Source organism: Streptomyces roseolus, assembly GCF_014649855.1.
In the GTDB taxonomy this organism is placed as follows: Bacteria; Actinomycetota; Actinomycetes; order Streptomycetales; family Streptomycetaceae; genus Streptomyces; species Streptomyces roseolus.
Genome location: NZ_BMTV01000009.1, coordinates 195,892 through 217,994 on the forward strand (window position 1 = coordinate 195,892; position 22,103 = coordinate 217,994).

Sequence of the window (22,103 nt, forward strand, 5' to 3'; positions counted from 1 at the left end):
TGCCCTCGATCGGTTCAGGCCAGTCCGAGCCGCTGCGCGGCGGCCGCGGCGTCCACCGGGACGGTGACCGGCTGCGGGGCGCCGGCGACGGCCCAGTCGGGGTCCTTCAGACCGTTTCCGGTCACGGTGCAGACGATCCGCTGGCCCGGGTCGACCTTGCCCTGCTCGGCGGCCTTCAGCAGACCGGCGACCGAGGCGGCCGAGGCGGGCTCCACGAAGACGCCCTCCTGCGCGGCCAACAGGCGGTAGGCACGCAGGATCTCACGGTCCGTCACCTCGTCGATGAAGCCGCCCGACTCGTCGCGCGCGGCGATCGCGTAGTCCCAGGAGGCCGGGTTGCCGATGCGGATCGCGGTGGCGATGGTGGACGGGTCCTTGACGACCTCGCCGCGCACCAGCGGGGCCGAACCGGAGGCCTGGAAGCCCCACATGCGCGGGCGGTGGGTGGCGAGGCCGTCCTCGGCGTACTCGCGGTACCCCTTCCAGTACGCGGTGATGTTGCCCGCGTTGCCGACGGGCAGCACGTGGATGTCGGGCGCGTCGCCCAGCATGTCCACGATCTCGAACGCCGCGGTCTTCTGGCCCTCGATGCGGACCGGGTTGACCGAATTGACCAGCGCGACCGGGTAGTTGTCGGAGAGCGCGCGGGCCAGGTCCAGGCAGTCGTCGAAGTTGCCGTCCACCTGGAGGATCTTCGCGCCGTGCACGAGGGCCTGGCCCATCTTGCCGAGCGCGATCTTGCCCTGGGGCACCAGGACCGCGGAGACCATCCCGGCCCGCACCGCGTACGCGGCGGCGGAGGCGGAGGTGTTGCCGGTGGAGGCGCAGATGACGGCCTTGGCGCCCTCCTCCTTCGCCCGGGTGATGGCCATGGTCATGCCCCGGTCCTTGAAGGAACCGGTGGGGTTGGCGCCCTCGACCTTGAGGTGCACCTCGCAGCCCGTGCGCTCGGAGAGGACCTGGGCCGGGACGAGCGGCGTACCGCCCTCACGGAGCGTGACGACCGGCGTCGCGTCCGTGACCGGAAGGCGGTCCCGGTACTCCTCGATGATGCCGCGCCACTGGTGGGTGCCCTGGTTGGTCATGGGTCCTTACTCCCCTTCAACACGCATGATGCTGGCGACACCGCGCACGGTGTCGAGCTGGCGCAGCGCCTCGACCGTCCCGGAGAGGGCGGCGTCGGCCGCGCGGTGGGTGACGACGACGAGGGATGCCTCGCCGTCCTTGCCCTGCTGGCGCACGGTATCGATCGATACGCCGTGCTCGGCGAAGACCGTCGCGACCTGGGCGAGGACGCCCGGCTTGTCGGCCACGTCGAGACTGATGTGGTACCGCGTCACCACGTCGCCCATGGGGCTCACGGGCAGCTGGGTGTACGCGGACTCGCCGGGGCCCGTCGCCTCGTTGAGACGGTTGCGGCAGACGGCGACGACGTCGCCGAGAACGGCCGAGGCGGTCGGCGCGCCGCCCGCCCCGGGGCCGTAGAACATGAGCCGGCCGGCGGCCTCCGCCTCGACGAAGACCGCGTTGTACGCCTCGCGGACGGAGGCCAGCGGGTGGCTCAGCGGGATCATCGCCGGGTGCACGCGCGCGGTGACGGACTCGCCGTCGGCGGCCCGCTCGCAGATCGCGAGCAGCTTGATGGTGCAGCCCATCTGCCGGGCGGAGGCGAAGTCGGCGGCGGTGACCTCGGTCATGCCCTCGCGGTAGACGTCGTCGAGGCGCACGCGCGTGTGGAAGGCGATTCCGGCGAGGATGGCGGCCTTGGCGGCGGCGTCGAAGCCCTCGACGTCGGCGGTCGGGTCGGCCTCGGCGTAGCCGAGGGCGGTGGCCTCGTCCAGGGCCTCCTGGTAGCCGGCGCCGGTCGAGTCCATCTTGTCGAGGATGAAGTTCGTGGTGCCGTTGACGATGCCCATGACGCGGTTGATCTTGTCGCCGGCGAGCGACTCGCGCAGCGGGCGGATCAGCGGGATGGCGCCGGCGACGGCGGCCTCGTAGTACAGGTCCTGCCCGTGCTGCCCGGCGGCGGCGTAGAGGGTCGCGCCGTCCTGGGCGAGCAGCGCCTTGTTGGCGGAGACCACGGAGGCGCCGTGCTCGAAGGCGGTGGTGATGAGGGTGCGGGCCGGCTCGATCCCGCCGATGACCTCGACGACGACGTCGACGTCCCCGCGTTTGACCAGGGCGGTGGCGTCGGTGGTGATCAGGGCGGGGTCGATGCCGCCCCGGACCTTGTCGGGCCGGCGGACGGCGACGCCGGCGAGCTCGACCGGCGCGCCGATGCGCGCGGCGAGGTCGTCGGCGTGCGTCGTCATGATGCGCGCCACCTCGGAGCCGACAACTCCACAGCCCAGCAGCGCCACCTTCAGCGGACGCGTACGCATCATCCGACCTCGTTTCTCGTACTTCTGGTTCGTATCTCTACGGTTCTGACGGGGGTGGGAACAAGTCTCACTCACCGGACGGCGGATTCAGCCGCCTGTCCGGATCCTGAGACATCGATTCCACCACCCGACTATTTCATCAGCCGACGTCGAGACGCAGGAGATCTTCCTCCGTCTCCCGGCGGACGATGACCCTTGCTTCGCCGTCCCGGACCGCCACCACGGGCGGCCGGAGGGCGTGGTTGTAGTTGCTCGCCATGGAGCGGCAGTAGGCGCCGGTGGCGGGCACGGCGATCAGGTCGCCGGGGGCCAGGTCGGCGGGGAGGAAGGCGTCGCGGACGACGATGTCGCCGCTCTCGCAGTGCTTGCCGACGACCCGGGAGAGCATCGGCTCGGCGTCGCTGACGCGGGAGACCAGGCTGACGCTGTACTCGGCGTCGTACAGGGCGGTGCGGATGTTGTCCGACATGCCGCCGTCGACGCTCACGTACGTGCGCAGCCCGTCGAGCGGCTTGATCGTGCCGACCCGGTAGAGCGTGAAGGCCGTCGGCCCGACGATGGCGCGCCCCGGCTCCACGGAGATCCGCGGGGTGCGCAGGCCCGCGGCCTCGCACTCCCGCGTCACGATCTCGCCGAGCGCCTTGGCGATCTCGTGCGGCTCGCGCGGGTCGTCCTCGGAGGTGTACGCGATGCCGAGGCCGCCGCCGAGGTCGATCTCGGGCAGCTCGACGCCGTGCTCGTCGCGCACCTCGGCGAGGAGCTGGACGACCCGGCGGGCCGAGACCTCGAAGCCGGCCATGTCGAAGATCTGCGAGCCGATGTGCGAGTGGATGCCGATGAGCTCCAGGCCGTCGAGCTTCAGCGCCCGGCGCACGGCCTCGGCGGCCTGGCCGCCGGCGAGCGCGATGCCGAACTTCTGGTCCTCGTGGGCGGTGGCGATGAACTCGTGGGTGTGCGCCTCCACGCCCACGGTCACCCGGATCTGCACGCGCTGCCGCTTGCCGAGGGACTGGGCGATGTGGGCGACCCGGACGATCTCCTGGAAGGAGTCGAGGACGATCCGCCCGACGCCGACCTCGACGGCCCGCCGGATCTCGTCCTCGCTCTTGTTGTTGCCGTGGAAGGCGATCCGCTCGGCGGGCATCCCGGCGGAGAGGGCGGTGGCGAGCTCGCCGCCGGAGCAGACGTCGAGGTTGAGCCCCTCCTCGTGCAGCCAGCGGACGATCGCGCGGGAGAGGAAGGCCTTGCCGGCGTAGAAGACGTCGGCTTCGGTGCCGAAGGCCTCGGCCCAGGCGCGGCAGCGGGCCCGGAAGTCGGTCTCGTCGAGGAAGTAGGCGGGGGTCCCGAACTCCTCGGCGAGGTCGGTGACGCGCAGTCCGCCGATGGTCGCGACGCCCTGCTCGTCCCGGGCCACGGTCCGCGCCCACACCTTGGGGTCGAGCGTGTTCAGATCGGCGGGCGGGGCGGTGTAGTGGCCCTCGGGGAGGACGTCGGCGTGGCGGGGGCCTGCGGGGTGGGCGGAACGGCTCATGTCTGGTCAGCTCTTTCAGATCCGGTCGGGTGCGCTGATGCCGAGCACGGAGAGGCCGCCGGCGAGCACCGTCCCGGCGGCTTCGGCGAGCGCGAGCCGGGAGCGGTGGGCGGCCGAGGGTTTCTCGTCGCCGAGCGGCAGAACGGTGTGCTGGAAGCCGAGCAGCGCGTCGGCGACGGCTTCGAGGTGCCGTGCGACCCGGTCGGGGGCGCGGTGGCGGGCGGCGGCGAGAAGTACGGAGGGGTGGTCGCGAAGGAGCCCGGCCAGCGGATCCTCGACCTCCGTCTCGTACGAGGGGAGGACGTCGAGCTGCCGGCCGTTGACGAGGAGCCGGCGGGCGCGGGAGTGGGCGTACTGGACCCGGAAGAGCCCGTTGCGCTCGTGCCGCACGAGGAGCGGGGCCCCGTCGAGGGGCCGGTCGTGGGGCGCGGCGCGCAGCAGCCGCCACCGGGCGGCGTCGCTCCCGAGCGCCTCGCCGTCGTACGTCCCCGGGTGCACGTGCACCCGCTCGCCCCCGCCCGCGACGCCGGCGTCACCGCCCTGCGCGCGCACCAGCTCGACCAGACACTCCACGACGACGGAGGCACGCTCTTCGCGGACGCCCTCGAACCGCACGGCCTCCCCGGCGAGCCCGTCCCCGTGCCCGTACGAGAGCCCGGCGGCGCGCACGGCCGCCACGAGCCCGGCCCCACCACCCGGGCGCAGGGTGAAATTGAGGAACCCGGGCCCGGTGATGTCCACGGAGAGGATCCCGTCGGCGCCCTCGAGGCGCTCCTTGAGCAGGGAGGCCACGTCGAGGGCGGCCCGCCCGGCCGGCCGCGCGAGCGTCAGCGCGACGCTGCTGGCGTACTCCCCCACTCCTCCGGGCCGCGCCTTCTCGACCTTCACGCGCGGAGGAACGTCGACCCGCAGCGCACCGTCGTCGACCGCACGGCGCACGGCGTGCTGCACGGTGAGGGAGAGGTCCGCGGGGGTCACGCTCCCAGCCTAGGGGAGGAGGGGGGCAGGAACGCGAACCGGTTTCGCCATACGGGCAGCCCGGAGGACGGAGAAGGGAGAGGCCGAGGTCGGAAGGGCCCCGGGAAACACGAACAAGATCAGCAGCTCGCCGTGGTGCACGGCGCCCCGGGCAAGAGCGAAGCCGCCCGACTCGCTCACCCTCCTGGGCAGAAGCTCCCGGCGGCAGACGACCCGGCGGGCTTTTCGGCGGTGGGTCTTCCGGCGACGGGCCTCTCGGTGGTGGCACTCTCGGTGGTGGGTCTTCCGGCGACGGGCCTCTCGGTGGTGGCACTCTCGGTGGTGGGTCTTCCGGCGACGGGCCTCTCGGTGGTGGCACTCTCGGTGGTGGGTCTCTCGACGGCGGGTCTCTCGGCGGTGGGCTTTGGGGCGGCGGATCTCTCGGCGGTGGGTCTCTCCGCGCAGCCGTCCCCTGCGGACGGCTCCTCTCCCGCGTCGGCCCCGCCGGCCTGGCGCCGCTGCCGGGGCGCGCGGTGCAGGAGCTGCCGGACGACCCGTACGAGCTCCGCCGGCTCGAAGGGCTTCGCGAGGAACGCGTCCGCCGCCGGAGCCCCCTCGCCCTCCCCGCCGGCACTGATGATCGCCACGGGCAGATGCCGGGTCCGCGGATCCTCCCGCAGCCGCTGGGCGGTCTTGATCCCGTCGAGCCGCGGCATGACGACGTCGAGCGTCACGACATCGGGCCGCACGCGATGCACGACGTCCAGACACTCGGCACCATCGGCCGCGGTCACGACCTCGAACCCCTCGAGTTCGAGATTGACCCTGATCAACTGCCGGATGACCTTGTTGTCGTCGACAACGAGCACCCGCCCGGACACGCCTGACACGTGAACGAGAGTAGGCCGCCCCGAGGGGCTGCGTCCGGGTTTTGCCCACTTCCGACCCGTGCGAGCGAACACCCCCGCGGTGACGCCCCGGAAATACCTGTTCACAGGCACCCCGCGACAGCTGGTAAGGTTTCACCCGTCGCCGCCAAGCAGCGACAACGCCCCCGTAGCTCAGGGGATAGAGCAACGGCCTCCGGAGCCGTGTGCGCAGGTTCGAATCCTGCCGGGGGCACTTCCGGAAAGAGGGCCTGACCAGCGGAAACGCTGGTCAGGCCCTCTTTGTGTGGGACTGAAACAGCAACGGCCTACCTTGCCGCTCCTGCTCCCGGGGGCGGCGCCCTGACCTGGAACTTTATCGCGCCGGACGTACGGTGTCCCGTTTGTCCGATCCCGCGAGAACGACGTCGTGGGACATGCGCGGGACGAAAAACCTCCGGAGAGGGCGGAGAACCCCGTCCTCACCCCGTGACCTGCGCTTTTCCCGCCAGCGCGAGTCAACCGCATACGGAGCGCGGGGCCGTTGCGCTTCGCATCTCACCTCTCCGGCTGGTCGTTTACCTCGATACGGCGCGGGCTCCCTCTGACATCGGCGCACCCGCAGACGCGCGGGGCACGAGGTCCCGTGGGCCACTGGAGTGACCGCGAGGAGGTGGACGGTCTCTCATCCGTATTCGTCCAGAAGCGCGTCGATGCGCCTGTTGGCGAGGGCCTGACGGCCGTAGAGGCATTTCGCGTACCGGGTCATGAGGACCTCGACGCTGTTGCCCGCCCGTTCGGCGACCTCGGTGGGGTCGACGCCGGCGTTCAGCCAGGTGGACAGGGCCGAGTGCCGCAGGTCGTAGGGGCGGACGGCGAGGGGAGACGCCACCAGGTCCGGCGGGAGGGCGAGTTCGCGGGCCTCGTGCCAGGCGCGATCGTACGTGCTGGAGCCCACGATGCCGCCCTTCTCGTTGAAGAACAGCCGTCCGCCGTCCGCGGTGCCGAAGGTGTCGACACTCTCCCTCCACAGGCGGACGAGTTCGGGCGGAAGCGGCACGACACGCGTGTCGCTCGGCGGGCGGCTCTTCAGGCCGCGGAGGTCGTGGTTCCGTCCGCTGTCGGTCCACTTCTTGCCGACGGAGGGGTGGGTGGCATGCAGGACCGCGGTGCCCCACCCTGTCGCGGGCAGGTCGCAGTCGGGCAGCGTGACGGCCACGGCTTCGGCCGGCCGCAGTCCCGCGTAGTACATCCCGGCGAAGAGGCCGACCAGCCTTCGCCCTCGCGCCCGCTCGTAGCCGCCTACGTAGGAGACCGCGCAGAGCAGGCTCCGCGCCTGCACGGGGTTGACGACGACACGGGGATCGACCTGCTGGACGGTCTCGGTGATGCGCCAGCTGACGTGGGCCAGGGGATCGGCGCGGAGCCGTCCCAGTTCGATCGCGTACCGCACCGAGTTCACGAGCGTCGTGCGCTTGCGTCGCTGTGTTTCGGCAGCCGCGACCGTGCCGTCCCGCTTCAGCCGGAGAGCCTGCAGCACGCCGCGCATCACGACCGGGTCCAGAAGGTCGTCCAGGGGGCGTGAAGCCCGGGCGACCCAGTCCAGAGCGAGCCGCACCTCCGTGGGCGCGGTGCGCGCATCGGGCCGGGGGATCACGAACGCCCAGTTCCGCAGGGCCCGCCGCAGCAGCTCGTCATCCGGCCGTCCTCGCGTCCTTCGGAGCATCGCCATGGTGAGGGAGCAGAGGGCGTCGTTGGTCTCGTTCCGGGTCTTCGCCGAAACCTGCCCCCAGCGCACCTCCAGGTATTCGAGAGCGAAGGCGTACCAGCTGATGGTGGTCGCACCGCGCCCGCTCCTCACCCGGCCGAAGTCGTCAGCGGCGGCTTCCCTGACGGCTCGGACCAACGAGGCCCCGAGCTCGTCAGCCAGAGCCCTGACATCCACTTCATCGCCGGCCGCCGGGGCTTCATCACCCTCGGCCCACGCCGTCCGGGTGCATTTCGTACCTGGCCTGCCGAACTCCGCATGACGACCACCGCCTCTCTCCAGCTCAACGCGCCGCCTGCGGCTCCCATGCCAGCCAAGAGAGCCCCACTAGGAGGATGAAGGGTAGGATAAGCAGCATGAGCGAGCCCACCGGGAAGTACTCGATCACCATGCCGCGCGACATCGCCGAAGCCGCCAAGGCCCGCAGCGGCCCCTCCGGCCTTTCCGCCTACGTGGCCGCCGCCGTCGCCCGCCAGATCGAACGCGACAACCTCAACGAACTCATCACCGTCGCCGAGGCCGGGCACGGCCCCGTCACAGACGACGAGGTCCAGGCCTTGCGCGACCAGCTCGCCCAGGCCCGTCGTGAGCAGAACCAGCATGGGGCGAGCGCGGCGTGACCCGCTCCCCCGCGGTCCCCGGCGGAACCCTCGTCCTCGACAGCGAAGGTCTGGCGAAGGCTGTCCTGCGCGACAGAATGGTCACCACTTGGCTCGCTCTGGCCCGCGCCGACGACCTGCGCGTGATCACCTCGGCGGCCACCCTCGTCGAGGTGGTCCACCCCCGCATCAACCGTCCGGCCCTGGAGTGGACACTCTCCCGCCTCGTCGTCGAACCGATCACCGAACCGATCGCCCGCCACGCCGTCGCACTCCTCGCCGACGCCGGTCTGCACGGCCACAAGTACGCCATCGACGCCATGCTCGCCGCCACCGCCCTCGCCGCATCCGGGCCGGTCACGATCCTCACCTCCGACCCCGAGGACCTCATCGCCCTGTGCGGTGGACGCGTCACAGTGATCAAGGTCTGACCGCCTGACCATGCGAAACGCGATCGCGAATTCGGGCAGCTGTTTCAGCCCCTGCCCTCTGTCCCCAGCCATGACTCGAAGGCCATCAACTGTTCGCCCACGGCCCCCAGCGAGTACGGCGAGGATTCGTACTGCACCGACAGATTGGTCTCGTAGAGCTTGTACACCGCCGGAGCCGTCTCCCCCGCCAGGGAGGCCTCCTTCAGGGCCCGGGCCACTGTTTCGATGTCCGCTCGACGAAGGGCACCCGTGGCCTCCGGCCACACCGTCTCCGCGAGGTGATCACAGAGCTCCATCAGAAAGCGGCCCGCCCGCGCCGCACGGTCGGAGGTCGCCTCTTGCCTCGCCTCGTGCATATGGTCCGCAAGATGGTCGTTGCGCTCGTCCTCGCTGTCCCATGAGCCATCGTCGTAAATCTCTTTCCAGGTGCTCTCGGCCCGATCCATCGCCGCCTGAAATTCTTGGTCGAGTGCCTCTTGAGTCAGGGTGGGATGCGATGCCTCGACATCCTTCAGCCCGTCCATCAGCCCGTCCACGGAGGCCGCGGGGAGAGGATGCCCGTCGCGCACCGCAGTCAACAAGGCGACCGTGTCGACCGCACGCCGCACCTGTTCGCTGTCGACCAGACCCCACAACTCATCAGCACATCGCTCGACGGCCGAATAGTTGTGATCGGCGATCTCTCCGTCGATCTCCCATGAGAGATTGAGGAGTGCTTCCTGCACACTCTCAACCTCTTCCAGGGCGTTCTCGATCTCCTCATCCATCTTCGCGACGACTCGCAACGCCTCTTGGGCCTCCGTGACCTCACCTTCCAGTCGGGCCACGCGGTCCGCGAGCTCGCCCATTTCTCCTCCTCGTCTTGTCGTGACCCCGTGCCCAGTCATTACGGGGCCAGGCCGGTCCGCCGCCGCTCACATCCCGGTCGTGAGCAGGAAGGGGCTGGGATCCCCCGCCCAAGACACGTACAGGCCGTCGCGGGCCCGGGTGCAGGCGACGAACAGCAGGCAGCGTTCCGCCAGCAGATCGGCCTCGTGCTGGCGGAGGTCGACGTCCGCAGGCGTCACCGCTTTGGGATAGGGCACGGCGCCGTCATGGACGCCGACCACCGCGACACAGCGGTACTCCAGGCCCTTGAAGGAGTGCATGGTGCCGACATTCACGGCGTCGGCCGCCGACAGCCGGTCCGCCCGCAGTCGTCGAGCGGGGATGCCGGCCGCCGACAGGCGCTCCGTCACCTGGTCGCAGGTCCGGTTGAAGCGTGCGCTCACGCCGATTTCACCGGGGGCGATGCCCTCCTCCAGCCAACCGCGCACGCGCGCGACGAGCGCTGCCAGCTCCGCATCGTGGGAGGAGGCCGCATGGGTCTCGGGGCAGGTCCCGTGCAGGGCCGAGCGGTAGCCGAGCAGGGTTTCGTGGCGGCCGTCGTCCTCGAGCTGGGCGAAGGGGCGGCCGACGAGGAGAGCGGTGGACCAGCTCAGGATCTCGTGCGTGGAGCGGTAGTTCTTGCGCATCTTCGTCGACCGCCCGGCGACCTTGATCCCGACCGTCTTCAGGGAGACCTTGCTGTCGTAGATCCGCTGGTGCGGGTCGCCCGCGATGAACAGGTCGTCCGGGCGTGCCGGGGTGGCGGCACGCAGAAGGCGCCACTGGGCGGGGTGAAGGTCCTGGGCCTCGTCGACGACGACGTGCCGGTAGCGCGGCCCGGCCCGCTCCAGTAGGTCCGCGGCCTCCGCGCAGGTCCCTAGATAGGTCCGCAGCCCGTCGGAGGCCAGCCGGGCGGTGAACTCCTCGACGGCGCGCCACACCGGCCGCCGGGCCGTCGCCGGCAACGCGCTGCCGCGCCCCTTACGCTCAGCGGTCTCGTACTCCTCGTAGGTGCGCAGGTTCTGGGCGAGGACGACGTGCTTGTACTCCTGGGCGAGGAACTGCGGGCTCCCGGTGAAGCCCGCGGTCCGGGCGGCCTGCTGCCAGCGGGCCGACTCCTCGTCGGCACGCAGGGGCCGGCGTGACGTGGCCAGCACCCGTCCGGCGAACGCGTCGACGGTCATGATGTCCACCCGGTCCCGGAGCGCCTCGTCGTCGACGAGTTCGGCGAGGCCGGCGCGCAGGGCGGCCACCAGGGCGTTGGTGTAGGTGGTGAGGAGGATGCGGTCGCCGTCGCGCAGATGACCGAGCAGGTGACGCACGCGGTGCAGGGCGACGACCGTCTTTCCCGTTCCGGGGCCTCCGGTGACCTGCGCCGGGCCGGAGTAGGAGGGCCGGTAGGCCACCTTGTGCTGGGACGGGTGTAGAAAGACGCGCCACGCGGCGAAGGGTTTGTCGAGGATCTCTCGGAGCTCGTCCGGCCCCGTGACCAGGGCGATGCGCGTACGCGTGTGCCGGATGGCGGTGGCGTAGTCGACGGGGTTCACGGGCCCGGCGCTGTCCGCGGCGGCCAGGTTGACCGCCACCACCTCGCGCCACACGTCCTCCACGGTGAACCCGGCGGCGAGGTATTCCAGCACCTCCCGCTGGTCCTGGGGGAAGAACGGGGCGAAGGCCTCCAGCTGCTCAGAAGTGGTCAGGACCCGGGCCTGCCGCAGCGTCGTGCCGTCGATACCGAGGGCCGCGAGATCTCCGTCCGAGAACCTGGCGAAGAGCCGCTGCTCGGGAGCGGGGGCAGTCCGCTCGTACGCGGGGGTGAGCTCCTCCAGGACGGCGATGTCGCGGATTTCGACGGCCCGGGTGACCGTGTTGATGCTCGCCTTCTGCTTGACTGCCCACGCGTTCGCCTCGTCGTGCGGCAGCACCCGCAGCAGGACGTAGGTGTCCCCGCTGTCGGGTGCCAGCACGACCCCCCGTGTGCCGCGGTCGATCCGGATCGTCCGGATGTGCGGGTCCCGGGCGTTCTTGAGGGATTCCAGCTTCAGGCCGGGATCCTTGAACAGCTGCCCCAGGGTGAGCCGTTCGAATTTCTCCCAGGCATCGAAGACTCCTTTACGGACCGTGCCCTGGAGCTTGGGGAGCTGGGCGCAGAAGGTGATGTCGAAGGCGAGGCGGGGCATGGCGGAGCTTCTCTCCCGGTGGATCTACTGGTCGGTCTCGTCCGGCTCTTCCAGGGCGCCGAGCACCCGCCAGGCCACCTCGGCGAGCGTCTCCCCGGACGCGGTGGACCACCTGGCCGTGCCCTGGTTGGCGACGGGTCGTTCCGCCCACTCGGCGAGCTCCCACATCCGGGTGATCAGACCGGACGGGGAGTACTGCCTGCCGTCGGCGGCCCACAGGATCGGCTTGGTGCGGTGGTTCACCCAGGTCGCTCGTGCCCGTCGTTCATCCTGGGCGAGCCAGTCCCGCAGCGCCTCCGCCTCCAGCGGGTAGCCGGCGGAGAGAACGAGGGGCTCACCGTCATCGAAGATCTTCTTGTCCACCAGGACGTGGACCGCGTTGGGCCGTCGGCGCTTCCGCTGGGGATTGACGCGCCGGTACGTGTCCGGGGTGACGATGTCGTCGTCCGCCTTGGCCATGCGGGCGAGCACATGGTCGGCGAGATCCCGGCTCCGGGCGACATCGGAGCAGACCGCGCGGACCTGCGAGCGTTCGGTGAACAGGTCGTCGATGGCCGCCATGGTCATCGGTACCAGCCGCTCCAGCAGGTCCTTCGTACGCTCCGTGGCTTCCTCGGACCAGGTCAGCTCGGGGTCGGGTTCGCCGATGGCCTCGGTGTCGAGCAGCCGGAACACCAGATGGGTGAGGAAGTACGTCCCGTGTTCCGTGAGGGCCGCGCCGCGGCCCTGGTAGCGCTTGCGGATGTCGAGGAGGCTCCGACGCACCTGGCGGAGTACCTGGACAGCGTTCCACAGGAGGTAGACGCCCGGCTGGGGCCGGAACAGGACGTCGTAGACACCCTGGCCGCCCCGCTCCCACAGGGGGTCCAACGAGAGGGCGATCCGGGCCGCGTACTGACTGTCGGCATGGGCACAGGCCAGGGCGCAGGCGGCTTCCACGACCGAGCAGCCCGACTCCTCCGGCGGATCCAGCTCGCTGCGCCTGACGCCGTACTCCAGGTCCAGTTCGGCACGCATCTCGTCCATGATCGCGGCCTGGACCGGATCGAGTGCGATGAAGTCGCGCGCCTCGACGCTGTTCTGCCGGTTCGTCGCCTTGGTGGTCTCCTTGGCGAAGTGGGCGGCGCGGTTCGTCGCGATGATCCGCACGTTGATACGGGCCTCGGCCGCGGCGGCGTCCTGGGCGAGGGCGTCGGCGACGGCTCGAACCGTCTGCGCTCCGTTGACGACGCTGGCGTTGTGCAGCGTCAGCCTGATCGGCTTGCGATGGGGACTCAGGGTCGACTGTTCGGCCTTGTCCACCGCGTCGCACAGCACCGTGATGCCGTTGTTGAAGTACCAGAAGTGCGCCGGCTCCTCGGTGAGCGTCGCCATCAAGGCGTTGTTGATGGAGGTACGGCCGAGGGGGTTACGGATGTTCAGGTTGAAGAGGTCCGGTCCCTTCCGGGCCCACTCCGCCACCTGTTCGGCGTCGACCACCCCCTGGTAGGACTCGTAGAGCTCGTCCGATCCCATGCCGAACCAGGGGAACAGTTCGGCGGTGAGTACGACCGGTTCGGGGGCCTGGTCGTCCCGCACCGACCGCCAGATCTCGGGCGCCAGGATGATTCTGTGGTCGAGCACCTCACCGTACTGGTTGAACTGCTTCTCCCCGTTGGCGATGGCCTGCGTGAAGCCCTCACCCGGAGGGTCCGAGCGCATGAGGACGACGACCTGGGTGACCGGCACCGGTCCTCTGTTCATGACGGACTTGGCGTACTCGGCCAGCTGCCGGCCGCGCGGGTTGAACGGCGCGTACTCCTCGTAATCGATGAGGCGCAGTCCGTCGAGCAGTTCGAGCACCGCCTTGCGGTCCGCGCCCGCCTTTCCCTCCGGGCTCCACTTGCCCTGGACGAGATAGACGTGCGGGTCGGCACCCTCGACCACGGCGATCGCGTCGATGCCCTGGTCGGCGTGTCCGTCGATGACGGTGGCCGCCGCGTCCTCGGGGCTGAAGCCGGTGACGATCCGCACGGCCTGCGCGGTCAGCGCCCGTGACAGCAGCCGGTTCTCGTAGTCCTGCCCCGAGTACTGCGCCAGGTCGCTGACGTCGAGCAGGCTCTCGTAGACCTTCTTCAGCGCGTTGCCGACCTGACGCACCTGAGTGGCGACCTTCGTCGCGCGCTCGGTGCCCGATTCCGCCTTCATGGTTCTCCCCTCCCCACGGCAGGCCGACGGCCTCGCCGCTCACAGCGATGTGCACGAGACCCTCGTCGGGGCTCAGGATTCCTGACCGTCGGGATCCAGCCGTATCAGGGCCAGCGCCTCGGCGACCTCGCCCGTCAGCTCGTCCGCGGGCCCGTAGACGACATTCAAGTCGTCGTGCAGTGGTTCCAGCACGACGATGGCGTCGGCGGCACGCCCCTGGGCGAGCAGCAGCATGCCGATGTCACGGCGCAGCTCGATTGCTTCCTCGCTGACATCGCTGTCCACTGACCGGACGACGGCCAGCACCGATTCCAGTGCCGACAGCGCCTCCGTCACCTGCCCGAGTTCGGCGCGACAGCGGGCGGCCTGGGCCCGGCAGGCGCGGGCCCGCTCGCTGGTGGGTCCGGCGATACGGCCGTACGCGTCCGCCAGCGCGGTGAACTCGGGCAGTGCGGCCCGGTAGTCCCCGCCGAGCAGCCGGATCGCCGCCCTCTGGGTACGCAGCTCCAGCACCTGCCGGTTCTCGGTGCCGAGAGCACGGGCGGCCGGGTCGATGACCTCGCTCAGCACCTCGGCGGCCTGCGCGAACCGCTCCTCTTCGAGGAGGGCGTCGGAGTGCGCGTACGCCTCCTTGATGTCCGCGCGGAGCTCGTCCGGTACGGGAAGGGGCGCGGGCGCCGACTCTCCCGAAGGCGCCGGGGAGACCGTCGCCCGGGGCCGGGAGCGGGGCGCGTACGGATCACGGAACAGCCCTGTCGGGTCCGGGGCTCCGGCCGGACCCGTCTCGCCCGGCACCGGCTCCTGGCCCGCCTTCGGGAGGAAGGGGCGCAGCCGCTCGTACACCTCCTGGACGTCGGCGGGCCGCGCCTCGGGGGCCTTGCGGAGCAGGTGCAGGGCGAGTTCCTCCAGCGCGGCCGGCACGTCGGGGCGCAGCCGTCTGAGCGGGGTGGGATCCTTGGTGACGTGCTGGTACATGAGCGCCAGCTCACTGTCCGCCTGGAACAGTGCCCGCCCGGCGAGCAGTTCGTGGAGGACGCACCCGAGCGCGTACAGGTCCGTCCGCGGGGTGACGCGCCCGCCCCGCACCTGCTCGGGCGCCATGTACTGGGAGGTCCCGATCGGGCTACCGGTGGCGGTCAGCTTGGTCGCGTCGGTGCGCAGGATCGCCGCGATGCCGAAGTCCAGGACCTTCACCGTCCCGTCGTGGGCGACGAGGACGTTCCCCGGCTTGAGGTCCCGGTGGATGACGGGGACCTCGTGGGCGTGCGACAGGACGGTGGCCACCTGCGCCGCCACTGCCACGGCCCAGCTCACCGGCAGCGGGCGGGCCGGGTCCACGTAGGCGGACAGCGGCACGCCCTCCACCAGCTCCATGACAAGGAACAGGTGCTCATGGGCGTCGTCGTCCAGGACCGCGTCATAGACCTGCGGCACACCGGGGTGCTGGATCCGGGCCGTGATCCGAGCCTCGCGCCGGAACCGCTTGGCCAGCTCGTCCGCCATCTGCGGCGAGGTGACGGCCTGGGCCCGGATGAGCTTCACGGCGACCGGCCGGTCCAGGACGGCGTCATAGCCGCGCCAGACGTCGCCCATGCCGCCGTGGCTGAGCTCCTCCAGGAGTTCGTAACGCCCGGCGATCACCTGCTGCGGCACCGTGCCCCCGCCCCGTCGTATTGCTGTCGCCGACGTGGTACCCCAGGTGGTGTCGGCCGGCCCGACATGTCAGGACCAGTCTGGTGGGGGTGCTGATCTTCCGTCCAGGGAGATGGGGAAGGTCTGTCAGATCTGGCCGAGAAACGTCTGTGCGTCGTGACATTGCCTGTCCTCATCGGTCCTGTGCACCGATGAGGTGCACAGGACTCAGCAGGTACCGACAAGAACTACGCAGCGTCTTCCACGCCCTCCTCGCGGCGGATCATCCGCCATGCGGCGCGGCGGGCACTGCGGTCGAGGCTGGACTTGAAGTTCCGGTCGGAGCCGAAGTACTGGCGGCCGAGACCGGCGATGGAGTCGATGTGGTCGGCCATCTTGTCGGCGAAGACCTTGTCGAAGACCTTCCCGAAGTTGTCGACGTCGTCGTTGGCGACCGCCGCCTTCCTGACCTTGGGGTCGGCCTTCGCCTCCTCGAAGGGACGGATGACGTCCTGTTCGGTGAAGTCCGTGCCGAACTTGGCGTTGAACTTCTCGATCAGCTCGGACAGCAGCGACTTCTCGGCGTCCTTTGCACCACCCGTGCCGTCTCCGAAGCCCGGCATCGTGGCCGCTCCCTCGGGGGACAGCGAGACGTCGTGCTCGCCGGTCTTCTCCACCCGCAGGTGGCTGAGGTCGACCTCGCCGATGTCCACTCCCCCGTCGGCCTTGCCGCGCAGCCGCGTGAGGAGGTAGCGGCCGTAGAGGTACAGCCGCTCCAGGTCCGGGTCGTGGTAGGGCACGATCTGGGCGAGGAAGCCGTACTTGCGGACGTAGTCGTTGAGGTCGGCGCGGAAGTCCTCCGCGGTCTGGACCGCGTCGTCGTCCTCGTCGTTGTCGCGCAGGGCCTCGTACCGGGCCACGGCCGGGGAGAGCCGGCGGTACAGCTCGGCGTGCAGCTTCTCCCACGCGGCCTGCGATCCGGCGGCCTTCTCCTTCGCACCGAAGTACGCGGCGGCGAACTCGTCCATCTCCGCTTCCGAGACGATCGGCGCGGACATGACCCGGCTCTGGGCGGTGTAGAGGAGGTTCGGATCGGAGGGGAGGGTGTTCGCCTCCTCGAAGTACGGCCGGAACGAGTCCTTTATGTCCTCGGCGTCGTTGACGAAGTCCAGGACGGCAAGGTCCGCCTGGGACTTGCGGTCGGCGGTCCGGTTGAGGCGGGAGAGGGTCTGGACGGCCGCGATGCCGGTCAGCGTCTTGTTGACGTACATCGTCGTCAACAAGGGCTGGTCGAAGCCGGTCTGGTACTTCTCGGCGACCACCAGGATCCGGTACTCCGGCTGCCCCTTCGCTCCGGCCTGGACGGCCTTGTCGTCGGCGCGGGTGTACGCGAACGCCTTGGGCAGCGCGCTCTCGGACAGGCCGCCGTTCTCCTTCGGCTCGGTGGTCTCCTCGCCGTCGATGGTGAGCGAGCCGGAGAAGGCGACGAGGACGCCCAGGTCGGGATACCTGGTGTCGTAGTCGCGGTCCTTGATGTAGCTCTTGATCGCGCGGGCCATCTGGACGGCGGACTGCCGGGAGGCCGTCACGACCATGGCCTTGGCCCGGCCGCCGAGGCGGCCGCGGGTGTGGGTGACGAAGTGCTCCACGATCACCTGGGCGTGCTGGGAGACCGTGGAGTCGTGGGTGAGCGCGAACCGGGCGAGGAGGGAGTTCGCCTTGGAGGGGTCTACCTCGACCTCGTCGCGGTTCTGGTTCACCAGCTTCCAGTACGTGTTGTAGGTGACGTAGTTGCGCAGGGGGTCGAGGATGAAGCCTTCCTCGATGGCCTGACGCATCGAGTACGTGTGGAAGGGGCGGTACGCCTCCTTGCCGTCCACCGTGTCCGGGGTCCCGAAGAGTTCCAGGGTCTTGGCCTTGGGGGTGGCGGTGAAGGCGAAGTAGGAGAGGTTCGCGGCCCGGGAGCGCTCCAGGGCCTTCTTCTTGAGCTTGTCGGTGACGGTGACGCTGGTGGCGCCCGCGTCCTCGGAGTCGGAGTCGAGGCCGAGTTCGCGGAGGGCGGCGCGTACGGCGGTGGCCGCGTCGCCGGACTGGGAGGAGTGCGCCTCGTCCAGGATGATCGCGAAGGTCGTGCCGCTGAGCTCCGTCGGGTGGCGCTTCATGTAGTCGAGGAGCGCGGGGAACGAGTGCAGGGTGACGGTGACGATCTTCCCGGTGTCCCGGGACAGAGCGCGGGCGAGCTGTTCGCTCTTCGCGCCGTGCTTCTCGTCGATCTTCACGACCAGGCCGTCGGTCTGCGAGAACCCGCCGACCGTCTCGCGGAGCTGAGCGTCCAGGTTCCGGCGGTCGGTGATGACGATGACCTTGTCGAACACCGGTGCGCCAGGCTTGACGAAGCCGGACGCCAGGGCCTCGGTGTCGAGGGCGCGGGGGTCGTTGTCGGCGTGCAGGTCGGAGAGGCGGTGGGCGAGCCAGCCGATGGTGTTGGACTTGCCCGATCCGGCGGAGGCCATGACCAGGTAGTTGTGCCCGGCGCCGTGGGTGGCGGCGTGGGCGGTCAGCTTCTTGACCACGTCCCACTGGTGGTAGCGGGGGAAGATCGTGGTGCGGGTGGTGCCGCCGCCGGAGGTCTTCGTCTTGTGCTGGTGCACGAACCGCTGGAGGAGATCCAGCCAGTTGTCCCGCTGCCAGACCTGCTCCCAGAGGTAGGAGGTCGCGTACTGGCCGAAGGCGGTGGGGGCGGGGTTCCCGGCGCCACCGGGGCGCCCGGGACCCTCGGAGCCGGTGTTGAAGGGCAGGAACCGGGTGTTCTTGCCCTTGAGGGTGGTCGTGACGAAGACCAGGTCCGGATCGACGGCGAAGTTGGCGATGACCCGGCGAGTGAAGATCAGCTCGGTGGGGTCGCGGTCGGTCCGGTACTGGTCCATGGCGTGCTCGACGCCCTGGCCGGTGAGGGGGTTCTTCAGCTCGGCGGTGGCGATGGGGATGCCGTTGAGGAACAGGGTGAGGTCGAGGCGATTGTGCCAGTCGCGCTGCTTGGTGGCGTACGGAAGCTCGCGGACGACGGTGAGGCGGTTGGCCCGGTAGCCGTCGAGGACGGAGTCGTCCGGGACCAGGTTTGGCTTGAAGTAGGCGACGCGGAGCCGTACGCCGCGGTCCTTCACGCCGTTCCGGAGGACGTGGAGCAGCCCGTCGGTGGCGATCGCCTGGTCCAGGCGCCGGGCGAAGCCGCGCTGGGCTTCGTTGGCGTCGCCGTAGACCGTGCGGAGCTCGTGCCACTCCTCGGCTTGGGTCCTGCCGAGGAACTCGAAGAGCTCCTGGGTGTCCAGGCCGAGGTCGGGCTGATAGCCGGCGGAGCTCGCTTCGCGCCAGCCGCGCGCGGTCATGGCGGCGACTATCGCGTCACCGAAGGCGGACTCGCGGTGGACGGGGCCGTTGCTCATGCGGTGATTCCCTCCGTGACGTTGCGTCCGCTGGCGGTGGAGACGTCGAACTGGCCGGTTACGGCGGCGGTGATGAGAGCTTGGCGGCGCTCGGCCGCCAGCGCTGCGGAGCGCTCGACCAGTTCCTTGAGAGGACGGACCCTCCTGATGGCGGATCCGATCTCACGCTGCTCCTCGACTGGCACAACCGGAAGAGGGATCCGCCCGAAGAGTTCCCAGTTTCGAAAGTCGACGGCCCGTTCACGAGTACTTGTCGCAAAGTTACCGAGATAGCCCTGTAGAGCCAGCAGGCGAAGCAAGCGCCCGAAGAAGTGTGCATCGCCACCATTCCGGGGCTCGCACACGTGGTACACCGGGCTACAGTTCCCGAAAGCCTCGGACACTCCAATGGCACCAGCAAATCCGTCGAGACCATGAATGACTACATCACCCGGCACAACTTGCTGCCCCTGCGCTTCTGTTGAGCCTGAGAGCGTGTAGCCGTCTGCCCGACGCAGCGAGCGTTCTGTCACATGACCATCCCTGTAGGCCGTGACGGTGCCCTCCCCAGCGACTGCTGGCCTCACCACCTTCGCAAGAAGGTGCCTGACAGGCTGGACAGGCAGACCAGTTGCCCCAGCCACGAGGGCACTCGCACCCACGTGATTTAGAATCCTGCTGTCGCTGCGCTCCTCCAGAAGATCGACCAGGCGGCGCTTCTTAGAAACAAGATTATCGATCTTCCTCGTCTCGGCTTCGAGGAATTTTGTGATGCGGCGTTGCTCTTCAATGACTGGTACTGGAATCCTGATCTCGCGTGCCACTTCAAGGTTGATCCGCGCTCGCGTCGAACCGCGCGCCATGGTCTGCACCTGCTGTGCCACAAACATTGAACTCAGCGCCCAAGTCGCGTAGCGGTGAGTGAGTCGAGATTCATCCAGGCGCACACGAAAGCAATCAGCCTTTACAATGGCAGGCCCAATTCCTTTAGGTGCGACACATGCTCGACCTACGGGATGATTTTCGTCTCCCAGCCCGGCAATCAGCAGGTCACCTGGACGAACTTCGTGACGCCGCAATCCCCTGAAGTAATCGAAAGGAATGAACGCAGCGTCCTCATCTCGAAAGGTTGCTGAACCAATGTTTCCGAGACGGATTACCCGCGCCCCATCGTCCGAATAGTGACTGCTTGTCAACGCGCTGCCAAACGGACCGTCCGTGATCTCAGTGATAAACCTTCTGAGCGACATCAGAGTATGGAGAGAAACTGCGGTACCGGTCACTCGGTCACCTCCCCCAGCAACGTCTGGATCTCCGCTTCCAGCGCCTTCAACTCCGTGTCGATCTCCGCCAGCGGCCTCGGTGGCTCGTACACGTAGAAGTGCTTCGTCACCGGAATCTCGTAGCCGATCTTCGTCTTCGTATGGTCGATCCAGGCGTCCGGCACATGTGGGTGCACCTCGCGCTTCAGGTAGTCCTCGACGTCCTCGCCCAGCGGCACGTTCTCGTAATCCCGCAGCTCCGCGTCCGGCTCCGGCTCGCCCTTGACGCGCTGCACCTCACCCTCGGGGTCGCGGACGCCCACCGCGTCCCGCAGCGCCTTCGCGAAGGGCGCCCCCGTCGGCCACAGCAGGCCAGCCGCCACCACCGCGTCCTTCAGGGCCACCAGCGCGTCGGACTTGGTCGGCCAGGTCGAGCCCAGCAGCGTACGGACAGCCGCCACGAACGACTCCGCGTCCGGCAGTTTCTGGACCGGCTTGGCGGCGGCCAGGGCCGTCAACGTCTCCTCCGTGACCTCGAAACGGAGCTTCAGCGGGCGCTCGACCGTGATGCGCTGGTACCCGAAGGCCGAGTTGTCGAAGACCTTGACCTTGGAGTGCTGAGGGTGCTCGGGGTCCGCCGCGATCTGACTCGCCTCGGCGTAGAGGCGCGTCACGTCCTTGATGTGCTGCTTGCCCAGTTCCTTGCGCTTGTCGCCGAGCGACTTGCGCATCTTCTGGAACTGGTCTCGCGCATCCAGGAGGATGACCTTGCCCTTGTGGTCCGGGGACTTCTTGTTGGTCAGGATCCAGAAGTACGTGGAGATGCCGGTGTTGTAGAAGAGCTGGTCCGGGAGCGCGACGATGCCCTCGAGCCAGTCGTTCTCCAGGATCCAGCGGCGGATCTCGGACTCGCCGGAGCCAGCCGCGCCGGTGAAGAGCGGAGAGCCGTTGAAGACGATGGCGATGCGGGAGCCGCCGCCGCCCTTCACGTCGACCGGCTTCATCATCGAGATCATGTGCTGGAGGAAAAGGAGCGAGCCGTCGTTGATGCGCGGCAGGCCCGCGGCGAAGCGGCCGGCCTCGCCGAGGTGCTTGTGCTCGTACTCGACCTCTTCCTTGACCTTTTTCCACTCCACGCCGAACGGCGGGTTGGCCAGCAGGAAGTCGAACTTCTCACGGCCGTGGCCGGGGTCGCTGAAGGAGTTGCCGAAGGCGATGTGCTCCGGGTCCTGGCCCTTGATCATCAGGTCGGACCGGCAGATGGCCCAGGACTCGGGGTTGAGCTCCTGCCCGTACACCTCCACCGTGGCGTCGGGGTTGTGCTGCCTGATGAACTCCTCGGCAGCCGACAGCATGCCGCCCGTGCCGCAGGCCGGGTCCATGACGGTGCGAACCACGCCCGGGACGGTGAGCGCGTCGCCGTCCGGCTCGATGAGCAGGTTCACCATGAGCTTGATGACCTCGCGGGGCGTGAAGTGCTCACCGGCGGTTTCGTTGGACTGCTCCGCGAAGCGGCGGATCAGCTCCTCGAAGATGTAGCCCATGTTGTGGTTGGGCACGTTCTTCGGGTGCAGGTCCAGATCGGTGAACTTCCCGATGACCTTGTAGAGCAGGTCGGCGCCGTCCAGCCGCTTGATCTGCTGGGCGAACTCGTACTTGTCGAGGACCTCGCGGGCGTTGTCCGAGAAGGCGCCCACGTACTTCTGCAGGAGGACCGCGGCGTTCCTGGGGTCGCCCGCGATCTTCTTCAGGGTCAGGTCGCTCCTGTTGTAGAAGGAGTGGCCCGAGGCGCGGCGCAGGAAGTGGTCGGTGTCGAGGTCCTGGCCCTCGAAGCGGGCCACGGTCTCCACGACCTTGTCTCGGGTGGGCTCCAGGACGCATTCCAGGCGGCGCAGCACCGTGAACGGCAGGATGACCTTGCCGTAGTCGGACTGCTTGTAGTCACCGCGCAGGAGGTCGGCGACGGACCAGGCGTGGTTCGCCAGTTCCGTGTGCTTACTGCTGTTCAAGGGGTTCCCCG

At 69.1% G+C, this 22,103-nt stretch carries 14 protein-coding genes, 1 tRNA gene and 1 pseudogene; 3 read left to right on the forward strand and 13 right to left on the reverse strand.

Annotation, left to right across the window (positions count from 1 at the left end; all coding sequences use genetic code 11):
* Positions 1–14: 14 nt before the first annotated feature.
* The 5 genes and pseudogenes from thrC to IE245_RS13405 form a co-directional block, all read right to left on the reverse strand.
* Positions 15–1,085 carry a threonine synthase gene (thrC, locus tag IE245_RS13385; protein WP_189947044.1) on the reverse strand — a complete coding sequence of 357 codons (1,071 nt, stop codon included), beginning with the start codon at positions 1,083–1,085 and terminating at the stop codon, positions 15–17.
* 6 nt (positions 1,086–1,091) lie between these two features.
* Positions 1,092–2,381: a homoserine dehydrogenase gene (locus IE245_RS13390; protein ID WP_189947107.1), complete on the reverse strand. Its 1,290-nt coding sequence runs from the start codon at positions 2,379–2,381 to the stop codon at positions 1,092–1,094.
* A 139-nt stretch (positions 2,382–2,520) separates the two neighbouring features.
* Complete coding sequence (lysA, locus tag IE245_RS13395) at positions 2,521–3,912, reverse strand: diaminopimelate decarboxylase (protein ID WP_189947045.1); 1,392 nt, start codon at positions 3,910–3,912, stop codon at positions 2,521–2,523.
* A 15-nt stretch (positions 3,913–3,927) separates the two neighbouring features.
* Entirely contained in the window at positions 3,928–4,890 is a 963-nt protein-coding gene (gene nrtL, locus IE245_RS13400; RefSeq protein ID WP_189947046.1) for an ArgS-related anticodon-binding protein NrtL, read from the reverse strand.
* Positions 4,891–5,372: 482 nt separating this feature from the next.
* Positions 5,373–5,808, reverse strand: a pseudogene (locus tag IE245_RS13405) (response regulator); the annotation flags it as partial.
* Between the two features lie 111 nt (positions 5,809–5,919).
* Here IE245_RS13405 and IE245_RS13410 point away from each other — a divergent pair.
* Positions 5,920–5,991, forward strand: a tRNA-Arg gene (locus IE245_RS13410).
* A gap of 429 nt (positions 5,992–6,420) precedes the next feature.
* Here IE245_RS13410 and IE245_RS13415 read toward each other — a convergent pair.
* Positions 6,421–7,596, reverse strand: a complete 1,176-nt coding sequence (locus IE245_RS13415; protein ID WP_229851258.1) for a tyrosine-type recombinase/integrase — start codon at positions 7,594–7,596, stop codon at positions 6,421–6,423.
* 263 nt (positions 7,597–7,859) lie between these two features.
* On the opposite strand from IE245_RS13415, the gene IE245_RS13420 reads away from it, so the two are divergent.
* Both IE245_RS13420 and IE245_RS13425 read left to right on the forward strand, forming a co-directional pair.
* Positions 7,860–8,123 (forward strand): CopG family transcriptional regulator, encoded by a 264-nt coding sequence (locus IE245_RS13420; protein ID WP_189947047.1) that lies wholly within the window; start codon positions 7,860–7,862, stop codon positions 8,121–8,123.
* Positions 8,120–8,533, forward strand: coding sequence for a PIN domain-containing protein (locus tag IE245_RS13425; protein ID WP_189947048.1), 414 nt, complete (start codon positions 8,120–8,122; stop codon positions 8,531–8,533). Before IE245_RS13420 ends, IE245_RS13425 begins: the two co-directional genes overlap by 4 nt.
* A 44-nt stretch (positions 8,534–8,577) precedes the next feature.
* On the opposite strand, the gene IE245_RS13430 is transcribed toward IE245_RS13425, so the two are convergent.
* The 7 genes from IE245_RS13430 to IE245_RS13460 all read right to left on the reverse strand — a co-directional run bounded on the left by IE245_RS13430 (position 8,578) and on the right by IE245_RS13460 (position 22,092).
* Positions 8,578–9,381, reverse strand: coding sequence for a hypothetical protein (locus tag IE245_RS13430; protein ID WP_189947049.1), 804 nt, complete (start codon positions 9,379–9,381; stop codon positions 8,578–8,580).
* A gap of 66 nt (positions 9,382–9,447) precedes the next feature.
* The gene (locus IE245_RS13435) at positions 9,448–11,580 is read right to left on the reverse strand and encodes a UvrD-helicase domain-containing protein (protein WP_189947050.1); all 2,133 of its coding nucleotides are present in this window, start codon (positions 11,578–11,580) and stop codon (positions 9,448–9,450) included.
* Positions 11,581–11,604: 24 nt separating this feature from the next.
* Positions 11,605–13,767, reverse strand: coding sequence for an AIPR family protein (locus IE245_RS13440; RefSeq protein WP_189947051.1), 2,163 nt, complete (start codon positions 13,765–13,767; stop codon positions 11,605–11,607).
* Positions 13,768–13,839: 72 nt separating this feature from the next.
* Complete coding sequence (locus IE245_RS13445) at positions 13,840–15,420, reverse strand: serine/threonine-protein kinase (protein ID WP_189947052.1); 1,581 nt, start codon at positions 15,418–15,420, stop codon at positions 13,840–13,842.
* 227 nt (positions 15,421–15,647) lie between these two features.
* Positions 15,648–18,842, reverse strand: a complete 3,195-nt coding sequence (locus IE245_RS13450; RefSeq protein WP_189947053.1) for a type I restriction endonuclease subunit R — start codon at positions 18,840–18,842, stop codon at positions 15,648–15,650.
* Positions 18,839–20,104, reverse strand: a complete 1,266-nt coding sequence (locus IE245_RS13455) for a restriction endonuclease subunit S (RefSeq protein ID WP_189947054.1) — start codon at positions 20,102–20,104, stop codon at positions 18,839–18,841. The genes IE245_RS13450 and IE245_RS13455 overlap by 4 nt, the downstream gene beginning before the upstream one ends.
* Positions 20,101–22,092 (reverse strand): type I restriction-modification system subunit M, encoded by a 1,992-nt coding sequence (locus tag IE245_RS13460; RefSeq protein ID WP_189947055.1) that lies wholly within the window; start codon positions 22,090–22,092, stop codon positions 20,101–20,103. The genes IE245_RS13455 and IE245_RS13460 overlap by 4 nt, the downstream gene beginning before the upstream one ends.
* Positions 22,093–22,103: the final 11 nt, after the last annotated feature.

What these genes read in the sequence shown, in the direction of transcription:
- IE245_RS13450 (WP_189947053.1), bottom strand. Translation starts at nt 18,842, where the DNA reads ATGAGCAACGGCCCCGTCCACCGCGAGTCCGCCTTCGGTGACGCGATA.
- IE245_RS13430 (WP_189947049.1), bottom strand. Translation starts at nt 9,381, where the DNA reads ATGGGCGAGCTCGCGGACCGCGTGGCCCGACTGGAAGGTGAGGTCACG.
- IE245_RS13390 (WP_189947107.1), bottom strand. Translation starts at nt 2,381, where the DNA reads ATGCGTACGCGTCCGCTGAAGGTGGCGCTGCTGGGCTGTGGAGTTGTC.
- lysA (WP_189947045.1), bottom strand. Translation starts at nt 3,912, where the DNA reads ATGAGCCGTTCCGCCCACCCCGCAGGCCCCCGCCACGCCGACGTCCTC.
- IE245_RS13420 (WP_189947047.1), top strand. Translation starts at nt 7,860, where the DNA reads ATGAGCGAGCCCACCGGGAAGTACTCGATCACCATGCCGCGCGACATC.
- thrC (WP_189947044.1), bottom strand. Translation starts at nt 1,085, where the DNA reads ATGACCAACCAGGGCACCCACCAGTGGCGCGGCATCATCGAGGAGTAC.
- IE245_RS13435 (WP_189947050.1), bottom strand. Translation starts at nt 11,580, where the DNA reads ATGCCCCGCCTCGCCTTCGACATCACCTTCTGCGCCCAGCTCCCCAAG.
- IE245_RS13440 (WP_189947051.1), bottom strand. Translation starts at nt 13,767, where the DNA reads ATGAAGGCGGAATCGGGCACCGAGCGCGCGACGAAGGTCGCCACTCAG.